The following is a 12474-nucleotide window of genomic DNA, read 5'->3' on the forward strand; positions in this document are numbered from 1 at the left end:
GCGAGCAAGCCGTCGGTGTTCATGCGCCGGCCCTGGCGAGCAAGCCGTCGGTACTCATGGGTCCATCTTCACCCGCCCGTCCGTGGCCGTCGACGGCCGGGGAGAATGAGCTGCATGACCCGGAGCCCCGGCATCACGTCCGTCCCCGCGGCCGCCGCGCTCGGGGCGGTGAGCCCGACCCGCGAGGAGTTCCGCGAGCTCGCCCGCGCGCACCGGGTCATCCCGGTGACCCGCCGCCTGCTGGCCGACGACGAGACCCCGGTCGGCGTCTACCGCAAGCTGGCCGCCGGCCGCAGCGGCACCTTCCTGCTCGAGTCCGCGGAGAACGGCCGCTCCTGGTCGCGCTGGTCGTTCGTCGGGGCCCGCAGCGCCGCCGCGCTGACCGCCGTCGACGGCGAGCTGCACTGGAGCGGTGAGGTCCCGGACGGCCTGCCCACCGGGGGTGATCCGCTCGATGCATTGCGCACGGTCGTCACCGAGCTGCACTCCGAGCCGCTGCCCGGGCTGCCCCCGCTGACCGGCGGGATGGTCGGCTACCTGGGCTACGACGTCGTCCGCAGGGTGGAGCGGATCGACGACCCGGACGAGCCGGCCGTCGACGACCTGCGGCTGCCCGAGCTGGTGATGCTGCTGGCCACCGACCTGGCCGCGCTCGACCACCACGAGGGCACGATCACGCTGATCGCGAACGCGATCAACTGGGACGCCTCGGACGAGCGCGTCGACCAGGCCTACGACGACGCCGTCGCCCGGCTGGACCGGATGACCGGCGAGCTGGCCGCACCGGCGGCGAGCACGGTCGCCGTCTACACCCCGGGCGAGCCACGGTTCACCCGCCGCCGCACCCCGGCCGAGCACCACGCCGCCGTCGAGGAGGCCAAGGAGCAGATCCGGGCCGGCGAGGCGTTCCAGATCGTGGTGTCGCAGCGGTTCGAGATGCCGTGCGCCGCGGACCCGCTGGAGGTCTACCGGATCCTGCGGACCACCAACCCCAGCCCGTACATGTACCTGCTGCGGCTCGAGGACGCCGCGGGCGGGCCGCCGTTCTCCATCGTCGGGTCCAGCCCGGAGGCGCTGGTCACCGTGCTCGACGGGCGCGCCACCACGCACCCGATCGCGGGCACCCGCTGGCGCGGGGCGACCGACGAGGAGGACCAGCTGCTGGAGAAGGACCTGCGCGGCGACGAGAAGGAGCGCGCCGAGCACCTGATGCTGGTCGACCTGGGCCGCAACGACCTCGGCCGGGTCTGCGAGCCGGGCACCGTCACGGTCCGGAACTTCTTCGAGATCGAGCGCTACAGCCACGTCATGCACCTGGTGTCGACGGTGACCGGGCTGCTGCGGGCCGGCCGGACCGCGTTCGACGCCGTCGTGGCCTGCTTCCCGGCCGGCACCCTGTCCGGGGCGCCGAAGGTCCGCGCGATGCAGGTCATCGACCGGCTGGAACCCACCCGCCGCGGCCAGTACGGCGGCATCGTCGGGTACCTCGACTTCGCCGGGAACGCCGACACGGCGATCGCCATCCGCACCGCGTTGATCCGCAACGGGACGGCGTACGTGCAGGCGGGCGGCGGGATCGTCGCCGATTCCGACCCGGTCGCCGAGGACACCGAATGCCTCAACAAGGCCCGGGCGGTGCTGTCCGCCGTCGCGGCCGCGGGATCGCTGCGGCCCCCGGAGGCGTCCTCGTGACGGCGCCCGGCCCGGACCGCACCGACCGGCGCACGGCCGGGATCGTGGTGCTCGGCCTGCTGGCCGGCGCCGCAGCGCTGTGGGGGGCCGGGTCGGCGCCGTGGTTCACCGTCGGCGTGCCGACGGCGACCCGCGGCACCGTCTCCGTGTCCGCGACCGGTGCCCAGCTGCAGCCGGTGGTCACCGCGGTCGCGGCGCTGCTCGTCGCCGCGGTGGCGGCGCTGGTGGCACTGTCCGGCATCGCCCGGCGGCTGCTGGGCGTGCTTGTCGGCGCCGGCGCGCTCGCCGTCGTCGGGCTGACGCTGCGCCTGGTCGCGGTCCCGCCGACGGCCGCCGAGCTCGCCTCCGCGCGGGCCGGGCTGAACGCGCCGAACGCGCCGCAGGGCGTGGGCGCCGTGACCGCCACGCCGTGGCCGTGGCTGGCCGTCGCGGGCGGGGTGCTGGCGCTGGCCGCCACCGTGCTGCTGGTGGTGCGGGAACCACGGCTGCCCCGGCTCGGCGCCCGCTACGCCGCCCCCGGGGCGCGGGAGGGGGCCGCGGACACCGACCCCGACCGCGCCGCGTGGGAGCGGCTCGACGCGGGCGGCGACCCGACCGTCGGCCCTCGTGAGGGGGAGAACTAGCATGTCGCCGACGACGGGGCGGTCCGCGAGCGGAGGAGGACTCGGCACGATGGCGCAGCAGAACGGGACCGACGGCCGGGTGCCGAGCGTCCTGGAGTCCATCGTGGAGGGTGTCCGCGAGGATCTCGCCGAGCGGGAGAAGGCCGTCGACCTGGAGGAGGTCAAGCGGCTCGCCGCGGCGGCCCCGCCGCCCCGCGACGCGATGGCCGCGCTGCGCGAGCCCGGGGTGGGCGTCATCGCCGAGGTGAAGCGGGCCAGCCCCTCGAAGGGCGCGCTGGCCGACATCCCGGACCCGGCCGAGCTGGCCGCGATCTACGCCGACGGCGGCGCCCGCGTCATCAGCGTGCTGACCGAGCAGCGCCGGTTCGGCGGGTCGCTGGCCGACCTCGACGCGGTCCGCGCCCGGGTGGACGTCCCGCTGCTGCGCAAGGACTTCATCGTCAGCCCGTACCAGGTCCACGAGGCCCGCGCGCACGGCGCCGACGTCGTGCTGCTGATCGTCGCCGCGCTCGAGCAGCCGGTGCTGGAGTCGCTGCTCGACCGGGTCGAGTCGCTCGGGATGACGCCGCTGGTCGAGGTGCACACCGAGGAGGAGTGCGACCGCGCGCTGGAGGCGGGGGCGACGCTGATCGGTGTCAACTCGCGCAACCTGCACACGCTCGAGGTGAACCGCTCGGTCTTCGGGCAGATCGCGCCCGGCCTGCCGTCCAACGTGATCAAGGTGGCCGAGTCCGGCGTCCGCGGCCCGGGTGACCTGCTCACCTACGCCGGGTGGGGCGCCGACGCGGTGCTCGTCGGCGAGGGCCTGGTGACCAGCGGTGACCCGGCGGCGGCGGTCCGGGGCCTGGTCGCGGCGGGCTTCCACCCGTCCTGCAGCCGGACCGGCGCCTGAGCCGTGCTCGCCACCCTCGCCGCCGCCGTCCCCGCCACCATCCCCAGCCCGGACCGGGGGGTCTGGCACCTCGGGCCGATCCCGATCCGGGCGTACGCGCTCTGCATCATCGCCGGCATCGGGATCGCGCTGTGGTGGGGCGAGCGCCGCCTGGTGGCCCGTGGCGGGCGTCCCGGCACGGTGCTCGACGTCGCCGTGTGGGCCGTCCCGTTCGGGCTGGTCGGCGGCCGGCTCTACCACGTCGCGACCGACTGGCACGTCTACTTCGGACCCGGTGGAGACCCGCTGGGTGCGCTGCAGATCTGGAACGGGGGCCTCGGCATCTGGGGCGCGATCGCGCTCGGCGGCGTCGGCGCCTGGATCGGGTGCCGCAGGCACGGGGTCCCGCTGCCGATCTTCGCCGATGCCGTCGCCCCCGGGATCGTCGTCGCGCAGGCCGTCGGGCGGCTCGGGAACTGGTTCAACCAGGAGCTCTACGGCGAGCCGACCACGCTGCCGTGGGGTCTGGAGATCTACCGGCGGGTGGACCCGGCGACCGGCCTGGAGGACGCGCTCGGCGGGGTCGCGCTCGACCCGACGCCGATCGCCGTCGTGCACCCGACGTTCCTCTACGAGCTGGTGTGGAACCTCGCCGTCGCCGCGGTCGTGGTGCTCGCCGACCGCCGGTTCCGGCTCGGCCACGGCCGCGCGTTCGCGGTCTACGTCGCGGGATACACGCTCGGCCGGTTCTTCATCGAGATGATGCGCACCGACCCGGCCACCCGGGTGCTGGGGGACCTGCGGATCAACGTCGTGGTCTCCGCGGTCGTGTTCGCCGGTGCGGTGGCCTACCTCGCGCTCGCGCCGAAGGGCCGGGAGGAGTTCGCCCAGCCGGACCCGCCCGCCGGGTCCGAGACGACCGAACGCGAGGACGCGTGAGCGCCTTCGCCGGGTTCGGCGACGGCGCGGTCGAGTTCTACGACGGCCTGCTCGCCGACAACTCGAAGGCGTACTGGACCGACAACCGCACGGTCTACGAGAACGACGTCCGCGGGCCCATGCTCGCGCTGCTCGCCGACCTCGAACCCGAGTTCGGCGAGGGCAAGGTGTTCCGCCCGTACCGCGACGTCCGGTTCTCCGCCGACAAGACCCCCTACAAGACGCACTGCGGCGGCTACGCGGCCCCGTTCTACGTCGAGGTCTCCGCCGAGGGGATGCTCGCCGCGGGCGGCTACTACGCCATGACCCCCGACCAGCTGACCCGGTACCGGGCGGCGGTCGACGACGAGCGCCGCGGCGAGGACCTCCGGGCCCGGCTGGCCGCCGCGCAGGCCGCCGGGCTCACCGTCGGTGGGGAGACCCTCAAGACCCGCCCGCGCGGCACCGACCCGGACCATCCACGGCTGGACCTGCTGCGGCACAAGGGCCTGTACGTGTCACGGCGGTGGCCGCCGGACGACGTCCTGCACGGGCCGCGGTCCCGGGACCGGGTGCGGACGGTGTGGCGGGCGGCGCGGCCGCTGACCGAGTGGCTGGCCGACCATGTGGGGCCCGCGGAGCAGCCGCGCCGCTGACGTTCGCGCTGCTGACCCGCGCGCCGCTACCCCCGCGCTGCTGACCCCGCGCTGCTACCCCCGCGCGCCGCCGCGGCTCCGCCGGGCGCCACTCGGCCGGGCGCCACTGCGCGGGGCACCGCTCCGCCCAGCCCCACGCTGTCGGGCGCCACGCTGCCGGCACCGCTCGGGCAGGCCCCGCTCTGCCGGGTGCCCGTATCGGATGCCGGGCCCGGTCGCCCACCGTGGGCCGAGACCAGTGTCAGCATCGTCAGCACCAGCGCCCTCGAGCGCCGGCGGCGAGCCCGGGAGCGACCGTGCTGATCGGCGCGGCGATCGAGGCGCACGTCGTCGCCCCCGCTGGGGCGGATGCGTGCTGGTCGAGCTGGGGTCTCGGGCGCTGAGATGCACGGTGGCGCCCCCGGGCGGGTCGGAATCGTGCTGATCGAACGTCGTGCGCCCCTCGAGGCGCACGATGTCGTCTCCGGCAGGGCGGATGCGTGCTGATCGACGTGGGGCTGGTGGGCGAGGCGCACGTTGTCGTCCTCGGTCGGGCAGATTCGTGCTGATCGAGTCCGGCGGGGCGTGCGAGGTGCACGTTGTGGTCGCCGGTGGGGCGGATGCGTGCTGATCGACCGGGGGCTCGGGCGTGAGATGCACGGTGGCGCCCCGGGCGGGGCGGAATCGTGCTGATCGAACGTCGTGCGCCCCTCGAGGCGCACGATGTCGTCTCCGGCAGGGCGGGTGCGTGCTGATCGACGTGGGGCTGGTGGGCGAGGCGCACGTTGTCGTCCTCGGTCGGGCAGATTCGTGCTGATCGAGTCCGGCGGGGCGTGCGAGGTGCACGTTGTCGTCCCCGCCGGGGCGGATGCGTGCTGATCGACCTGCGCCGGGTGCGCGACAGGCACGTTGGCGCCCGTACCGGGGGCGGAACCGTGCTGATCGATCTGGTGCGAACTCCGTGATGACTACGTTGCCGTCCCTAGCGGGGCGGATCCGTGCTGATCGATCGGGGAGGGCGCGCGGGGTGGGCGTATCGACCCTTCTGGGCGTGTGGGGGTCGCGAACCCTCCGATCCTCCGCCGTTCTCGCCCCGGTCGGCCCTGGAGATCCCCGGCCGGGTCCGCGAGACTCCTCCCGGTGGAACGCCAGTCGAAGACCGGCCGTCGCCGCCGGTGGACCCGCACCGCCGCGGCCGTCGTCACCGCCGGGCTGCTCGCCGCCGGATGCGCGGGCCCGTCGCCGGCGCCGGCGGCCCCCGCGGCGCCGGACGGCCCGGTCGCGCAGCGGGTCGCCTCGACCGCGACCGGTGCTGGCGCCGCCGTCCACCTGGAGGCGTTGCAGCGCATTGCCGACGGGGCAGGCGGGAACCGCGCCTCGGGCGGGCCCGGCTACGAGCGGTCGGTGGACTACGTCGCCGGCGTGCTGCGCGACGCCGGGTTCGAGGTCACGACCCCCGAGTACGACGCGGGCGACGGCCGCCGGTACCGCAACGTCGTCGCCCGCACCCGCGGTGGTGACCCGGGGGCGGTCGTGCTCGGCGGCGCGCACCTGGACTCGGTCCCGGAGGGGCCCGGCATCAACGACGACGGCACCGGCGTCGCCGCCCTGCTGGAGACCGCGATCCGGATCGGGGCCGCGCCGGGCACGCGCAACACCCTCGCGTTCGGGTTCTGGGGGTCCGAGGAGGACGAGCTGCAGGGCTCCACCGGCTACGTCCGCGGCCTGACCGGCGCCGAGCGGGACGCGCACCTGCTCTACCTCAACATCGACATGGTCGGCTCCCCGAACGGCGGCTACTTCGTGCAGGGCGGGGTGGGTGACGGCCCCGAGGCGACCGGCCCGGACGGCTCGGGGGCCGTCGCGCGGGTGCTCGCCGAGGAGCTGGCCGCGACCGGCGTGCAGGCCGAGCCGATCGCGTTCACCGGCGACGACGAGGCCCCGTTCGCCGAGGCCGGCATCCCGGTCGCGGGCGCGGTCACCGGCGACGACGAGACCAAGACCGCTGCCCAGGCCGAGCGCTGGGGCGGCACCGCCGGTGCGGTGTACGACGCCTGCTACCACGCCGCCTGCGACGACCTCGGCAACGTCGACCGGGAGCGGCTGGACCGCTACACGAAGGCGATCGCGGGGACGCTCGCCCGGTTCGCCGACACGGCGGGACGCCCGGCCGGGCCGTGAGCCGCCCGGTCCCGCCGCCGACTCCGCCCCGGTCCAGTCCGCCGCGTCGCCGAGTCCGCCGCGCCGCCGAGACCACCGCGCGGCCGACCCCGCCCCGCCGCCGACACCACCGCGCCGCCGACACCACCGCCCCGGCCGGCCCTCCGCCGCGCTCTCAGCCGAGCCGCGACCGCGTGCCGCGGCCCGCCCGGGCACCCCGCCGCCGCGCCACGATCGCAGCCACGCCCAGCCCGAGCGCCGCGCCGGTGACGTCGACCAGGCCGTCCACCACGTCGCCGGTCCGCCCGATCGGCAGCAGCGCCTGCAGCACCTCCGAGGCCGCCGCGTAGCCGACCAGTCCGCCCACCAGCGGCCACACCCGGAAGCCCGCGGCGCACCCGGTCAGGCCGAGCAGCGCGAACACCAGCAGGTGCACGACCTTGTCGGTCCCCGGCGGCGCCGTCGGCACCCCGGACGCCGGGGCGAACAACACCACCAGGCTGAGCAGGACGGCGAGGACGAACGGCTGGACACGCACCCGTCCAGTCTGCTCCACCCGCCGATCCGGAAACCGGCCACCGCCCGTCGGGGTTCCGGAAACCGGATCGTTCCAGATCGGCGCTACCCTGTTCGCCGTGACACGTCGAACCAAGATCGTTTGTACCATCGGTCCGGCCACCGCCACCCCGGACCGGATCCGTGACCTCGTCGACGCCGGGATGGACGTGGCCCGGCTCAACTTCAGCCACGGTGACCGCGAGGACCACAAGCGCGTCTACGACATGGTCCGTGCCGCCGCCGACACCAGCGGCCGCGCCGTCGGCATCCTCGCCGACCTGCAGGGCCCGAAGATCCGCCTCGGCCGTTTCGCCGACGGCCCGACCGAGTGGAAGACCGGCGAGGAGGTGCGGATCACCGTCGAGGACGTGCCCGGCACCTACGACCGCGTCTCCACCACCTACAAGGGGCTCGCCCAGGACGCCCGGCCCGAGGACCGGCTGCTCGTCGACGACGGCAAGGTCGGCCTGCGCGTCGTCGCCGTCGAGGGCGACGACGTCGTCTGCCGCGTCACCGAGGGTGGCCCGGTGTCGGACAACAAGGGCCTCTCCCTGCCCGGCATGAACATCTCGGTGCCGGCACTGTCCGACAAGGACGTCGCCGACCTGGAGTTCGCGCTGTCGCTGCGGGTCGACGTCATCGCGCTGTCGTTCGTGCGCAGCCCCGCCGACATCGACCTCGTCCACAAGATCATGGACAGCTCCGGCCTGGGCCGGATCCCGGTGGTCGCCAAGCTGGAGAAGCCGGAGGCCGTCGACAACCTCGAAGCCATCGTCCTCGCCTTCGACGGCATCATGGTCGCCCGTGGCGACCTGGGCGTGGAGCTGCCGCTGCAGAACGTGCCGCTGGTACAGAAGCGGGCCGTCCAGATCGCCCGGGAGAACGCGAAGCCGGTCATCGTGGCCACCCAGATGCTGGACTCGATGATCACCAACTCGCGCCCGACCCGGGCCGAGGCCTCCGACGTGGCGAACGCGGTGCTCGACGGCACCGACGCCGTCATGCTCTCCGGCGAGACCAGCGTCGGCCGGTACCCGATCAAGACGGTCCGGACGATGGCCGAGATCGTCGAGGCCGTCGAGGCCGGGCCGGCGAGCGTCCCGCCGCTGAACCACGTGCCGCGGACCAAGCGGGGCGTGCTGTCCTACGCCGCGCGCGACATCGGTGAGCGGCTCTCGGCGCGGGCACTGGTCGCGTTCTCCCAGTCCGGTGACACCGTGCGGCGGCTCGCCCGGCTGCACACCCGGCTGCCACTGCTGGCGTTCACCCCGGAGCCGGCGGTGCGCAGCCAGCTGGCGATGACCTGGGGCGTCGAGACGTTCCTCGTCGACAAGGTCGACTCCACGGACGCCATGGTCCGCCAGGTCGACCACGCGATCCTGTCCATCGGCCGGTTCAAGCCGGGCGACCTCGTCGTGATCGTCGCCGGGTCGCCGCCCGCCACGGTCGGGTCGACGAACCTGATCCGGGTGCACCGGCTGGGCGAGGACGACCACGCCTGATCGCCGTTCGGCATACTCGGCGACCGTGACCGCCGAGCCCGCCCCTCGCACGCCCGCGTCCACCGAGATCGCCGCCGACGGCGAGCCGCGTGGCCAGGCCGTCCTCGACGACCTGGTCGCGTTGCTCGACCTGGAGTGGCTGGAGGACAACCTCTTCCGCGGCGTCAGCCCCCCGGTCTCGCTGCCCCGGGTGTTCGGGGGCCAGGTCGCCGCGCAGGCGCTGGTCGCGGCCGGCCGGACGGTGTCCCAGGACCGCCCGGTGCACTCGCTGCACGCGTACTTCATCCGGCCCGGCGACCCGCGCATCCCGATCGTCTACGAGACCGAGCGGGTGCGCGACGGCCGCTCCTTCACGACCCGCCGCGTACTGGCCATCCAACGCGGCGAGCCGATCTTCTCGCTGTCGGCGTCGTTCCAGCTCGCCCAGGAGGGGCTGGTGCACACCGAGCCGATGCCGGCCGGGGTGCCGGCCCCGGACGACGTCGACGACCTCGGCACCCGGGCGGTGCGCGGCGACGGCGGCTGGATGGCGGGCCTGCCCCGGCCGCTGGACATCCGGCTCATCGACGAACCGCCGTGGTCCCGGCACCGGGCCGGTGCCTCCGACGACCCGGTGCGCCTGTGGCTGCGCGCCGACGGCACGCTGCCCGACGACACGCTGCTGGGGGTGTGCGTGCTCACCTACGCCAGCGACCTGACGCTGCTCGGCTCGGTGCTGGCCCGGCACGACGTGACCGAGGCCCGCCCGCAGATGGCCAGCCTGGACCATGCGATGTGGTTCCACGGGCCGTTCCGCGCCGACGAGTGGCTGCTCTACACCTGCTACTCGCCGGCGGCGTCCGGCGGGCGCGGGCTGGCCACCGGCCGGTTCTTCACCGCCGACGGCCGCCTGGTCGCGACGACCATGCAGGAGGGCCTGGTGCGGGTGCCGCGGGGGCGCGCGTGACGGTCGAGGCGGACGTCGCCGTCGGCAGCGTCAACGGCGGCCGGCTGCCCGGGTTCCTGGTCCGGCCCGAGTCCGACGACCCCGGCCCCGCGCTCGTGATGGTCTACGAGCTGCACGGGATGACCCCGGAGATGCGGCGGATCGCCCGTGAGCTCGCCAGGGCGGGCTACACGGTGCTGATCCCGGACCTGTTCGCCCGCGGCCCGGTGAAGCCGCTGTGCGTCGCCGCGACCATGGCCACGATGGCCACCGGACGCGGTGCGGCACTGGGTGACTGCGAGTCCGCACGGCGCTGGCTGGCCGCCCAGCCCACCGTGGACCCGGACCGGATCGGCGTCGTCGGGTTCTGCATGGGCGGCGGGTTCGCGCTGCTGCTGTCGCAGACCGGGCTGTACCGGGTCGCCGTGCCGTTCTACGGCCGCACCGCGGTCCGGGTGGAGCCGGTGTGCCCGGTCGTGGCCAGCTTCGGCGGCCGGGACCGGGAGTTCACCGACGGCTACCCGGAACGCCTGGAGGCCGACCTGGCCGAGCGCGGCGTCCCGCACGACGTGAAGGTCTACCCGGATGCCGGCCACTCGTTCATGACCCGGACGCCCGGGATCACCGGGGCGCTCGCGCGGCGGCTGCCGATCCGTGCGGACTTCCACGAGCCGTCCGCCACCGACGCCACGCAGCGGATGCTCGCCTTCCTGCGCACCCATCTCTGAGGCCAGGCAGGATGGGGGTGTGAGCGAGCAGCGAGACGGCGACCGTGCCTGGGGCTTCCGCACCCGCGCCGTGCACGCCGGCAGCGTCCCGGACGCGGCGACCGGGTCGCGGGCCGTGCCGATCCACCAGACCACCAGCTACGTGTTCCAGGACACCGACGACGCCGCCGCGCTGTTCGCGCTGCAGAAGTACGGGCTGGTCTACTCGCGGATCGCGAACCCGACGGTCGCCGCGCTGGAGGAGCGCCTCGCCAGCCTGGACGGCGGCATCGGTGCCGTGTGCACGGCCAGCGGCCAGGCCGCGGAGTTCCTCACGTTCGCCGCGCTCGCCGGCGCCGGCGACCACGCCGTCGCCGCGGCCGGGCTGTACGGCGGCACGATCACCCAGCTCGACGTGACGCTGCGCCGGTTCGGGGTCGACACGACGTTCGTCCCGGGCACCGACCCGGCCGACTACGCCGCCGCGATCCGCCCGGAGACGAAGTTCGTGTTCGCCGAGGTGATCTCCAACCCGGGTGGGGAGGTCGCCGACATCGCCGGGCTGGCCGAGGTCGCGCACGCGCGCGGGATCCCGCTGATCATCGACGCGACGCTCGCGACCCCCTACCTGTGCCGCCCGCTGGAACACGGCGCCGACATCGTCATCCACTCGGTCACGAAGTTCCTCGGCGGGCACGGCACGACCCTCGGCGGCGTGGTGGTCGAGGCCGGCACGTTCGACTGGGGCAACGGCAACTTCCCGGGCATGACCGAGCCGGTGCCGTCGTACGGCGGGCTGAGCTGGTGGGGCAACTTCCAGGAGCTCGGCTTCCTCACCAAGCTGCGCGCCGAGCAGCTGCGCGACGTCGGTGCCACGCTCTCGCCGCACTCGGCGTTCCTGCTGATGCAGGGCGTGGAGACGCTGCCGCAGCGGATGGAGCAGCACGTGGCGAACGCCCGGCACGTGGCGGAGTGGCTGGCGGCCGACCCGCGCGTCTCGTACGTGACCTACGCGGGTTTGCCGTCGCACCCGCACCACGAGCGGGCCCGCCGCTACCTGCCGGACGGCCCCGGCGCCGTCTTCGCGTTCGGGGTGGCCGAGCGGGACCGAGCGAGCGGGAGCCGGCGCGGCGGCCGGGAGGCCGGTTCCCGGTTCATCGAGTCGGTGCAGCTGTGCAGCCACCTCGCGAACGTCGGCGACGCCCGCACGCTCGTCCTGCACCCGGCGTCGACCACCCACCAACAGCTCACCGCCGAGCAGCTGGACCGCGCGGGCGTGCCCGCGGACATGATCCGGATCTCGGTCGGGCTCGAGGACCCGGAGGACATCGTGTGGGACCTCGACCAGGCGCTGACGGCGGCCCAGAAGGAGACCTCGTGACCTGGGAGAACCCGCCGGCGTGGCGGCGCATGCAGATCCTGCAGGACACCCGGACGGTCGCCGTCGTCGGTGCGTCGCCGAACCCGTCGCGGGCCAGCAACTTCGTCGCGACCTACCTGCTCGCCTCCACCGGGTTCGAGGTGTACTTCGTGAACCCGAACGCGACGGAGATCCTCGGCCGGCCGGTGTACCCGTCGCTGGCGGAGCTGCCCGTCGTGCCGGACCTCGTCGACGTGTTCCGCCGGCCCGAGGACCTCTCCGGCGTGCTGGACGAGGTGCTCGCCCTGCCCGGGCGGCCGCACACGTTCTGGCTGCAGTTCGGCCTGTTCGACGCCGATCTCGCCGCCCGGGCCGAGGCCGCGGGCCTCGAGGTCGTGATGGACCGGTGCCTGAAGGTCGAGCACGCCCGCTTCGCCGGCGGGCTGCACCTCGCCGGGTTCAACACCGGGGTGATCAGCGCCCGCCGGCGCGGCTGAGCCGGCCGGGCGCACGGCCTGGGCCG

General features: G+C 74.7%; 12 protein-coding genes. 11 read left to right on the forward strand and 1 reads right to left on the reverse strand.

What is annotated here, in order from left to right:
- The first annotated feature begins 114 nt into the window (after positions 1 to 114).
- From H7X46_RS09960 to H7X46_RS09985, 6 genes are all read left to right on the forward strand, one after another.
- A complete protein-coding gene (locus H7X46_RS09960) occupies positions 115 to 1692 on the forward strand; it encodes an anthranilate synthase component I (RefSeq protein WP_186359134.1) in 1578 nt (525 codons plus the stop codon).
- Positions 1689 to 2315, forward strand: a complete 627-nt coding sequence (locus tag H7X46_RS09965; protein ID WP_186359135.1) for a Trp biosynthesis-associated membrane protein — start codon at positions 1689 to 1691, stop codon at positions 2313 to 2315. Before H7X46_RS09960 ends, H7X46_RS09965 begins: the two co-directional genes overlap by 4 nt.
- A gap of 49 nt (positions 2316 to 2364) precedes the next feature.
- On the forward strand, positions 2365 to 3207 hold the full coding sequence (gene trpC, locus H7X46_RS09970; RefSeq protein WP_186359136.1) for an indole-3-glycerol phosphate synthase TrpC: 843 nt from the start codon (positions 2365 to 2367) through the stop codon (positions 3205 to 3207).
- A 3-nt stretch (positions 3208 to 3210) separates the two neighbouring features.
- On the forward strand, positions 3211 to 4125 hold the full coding sequence (gene lgt, locus H7X46_RS09975) for a prolipoprotein diacylglyceryl transferase (protein WP_186359137.1): 915 nt from the start codon (positions 3211 to 3213) through the stop codon (positions 4123 to 4125).
- On the forward strand, positions 4122 to 4760 hold the full coding sequence (locus H7X46_RS09980) for a DUF2461 domain-containing protein (RefSeq protein WP_186359138.1): 639 nt from the start codon (positions 4122 to 4124) through the stop codon (positions 4758 to 4760). Before lgt ends, H7X46_RS09980 begins: the two co-directional genes overlap by 4 nt.
- A gap of 1119 nt (positions 4761 to 5879) precedes the next feature.
- Positions 5880 to 6920, forward strand: coding sequence for a M28 family peptidase (locus tag H7X46_RS09985; protein WP_370588685.1), 1041 nt, complete (start codon positions 5880 to 5882; stop codon positions 6918 to 6920).
- A gap of 154 nt (positions 6921 to 7074) precedes the next feature.
- Here H7X46_RS09985 and H7X46_RS09990 read toward each other — a convergent pair whose 3' ends face one another.
- Positions 7075 to 7437: a VanZ family protein gene (locus H7X46_RS09990; protein ID WP_370588686.1), complete on the reverse strand. Its 363-nt coding sequence runs from the start codon at positions 7435 to 7437 to the stop codon at positions 7075 to 7077.
- Positions 7438 to 7534: 97 nt separating this feature from the next.
- On the opposite strand from H7X46_RS09990, the gene pyk reads away from it, so the two are divergent.
- From pyk to H7X46_RS10015, 5 genes are read left to right on the forward strand one after another with little or no spacing between them, the layout of a single operon-like run.
- Positions 7535 to 8959 (forward strand): pyruvate kinase, encoded by a 1425-nt coding sequence (gene pyk / locus H7X46_RS09995; protein ID WP_186359140.1) that lies wholly within the window; start codon positions 7535 to 7537, stop codon positions 8957 to 8959.
- Between the two features lie 25 nt (positions 8960 to 8984).
- Positions 8985 to 9905, forward strand: a complete 921-nt coding sequence (locus tag H7X46_RS10000; RefSeq protein ID WP_186359141.1) for an acyl-CoA thioesterase II — start codon at positions 8985 to 8987, stop codon at positions 9903 to 9905.
- On the forward strand, positions 9902 to 10612 hold the full coding sequence (locus H7X46_RS10005) for a dienelactone hydrolase family protein (RefSeq protein ID WP_186359142.1): 711 nt from the start codon (positions 9902 to 9904) through the stop codon (positions 10610 to 10612). Before H7X46_RS10000 ends, H7X46_RS10005 begins: the two co-directional genes overlap by 4 nt.
- Before the next feature lie 19 nt (positions 10613 to 10631).
- Entirely contained in the window at positions 10632 to 11972 is a 1341-nt protein-coding gene (locus tag H7X46_RS10010) for an O-acetylhomoserine aminocarboxypropyltransferase/cysteine synthase family protein (protein ID WP_186359143.1), read from the forward strand.
- Positions 11969 to 12448 carry a CoA-binding protein gene (locus H7X46_RS10015; RefSeq protein WP_370588687.1) on the forward strand — a complete coding sequence of 160 codons (480 nt, stop codon included), beginning with the start codon at positions 11969 to 11971 and terminating at the stop codon, positions 12446 to 12448. Before H7X46_RS10010 ends, H7X46_RS10015 begins: the two co-directional genes overlap by 4 nt.
- Positions 12449 to 12474: the final 26 nt, after the last annotated feature.

Origin of the sequence: Pseudonocardia sp. C8 (assembly GCF_014267175.1) — a bacterium.
Classification (GTDB): Bacteria; Actinomycetota; Actinomycetes; order Mycobacteriales; family Pseudonocardiaceae; genus Pseudonocardia.

Coding starts and splice junctions, on each gene's coding strand:
- H7X46_RS09960 (WP_186359134.1), top strand. CDS start 115: ATGACCCGGAGCCCCGGCATCACGTCCGTCCCCGCGGCCGCCGCGCTC.
- trpC (WP_186359136.1), top strand. CDS start 2,365: ATGGCGCAGCAGAACGGGACCGACGGCCGGGTGCCGAGCGTCCTGGAG.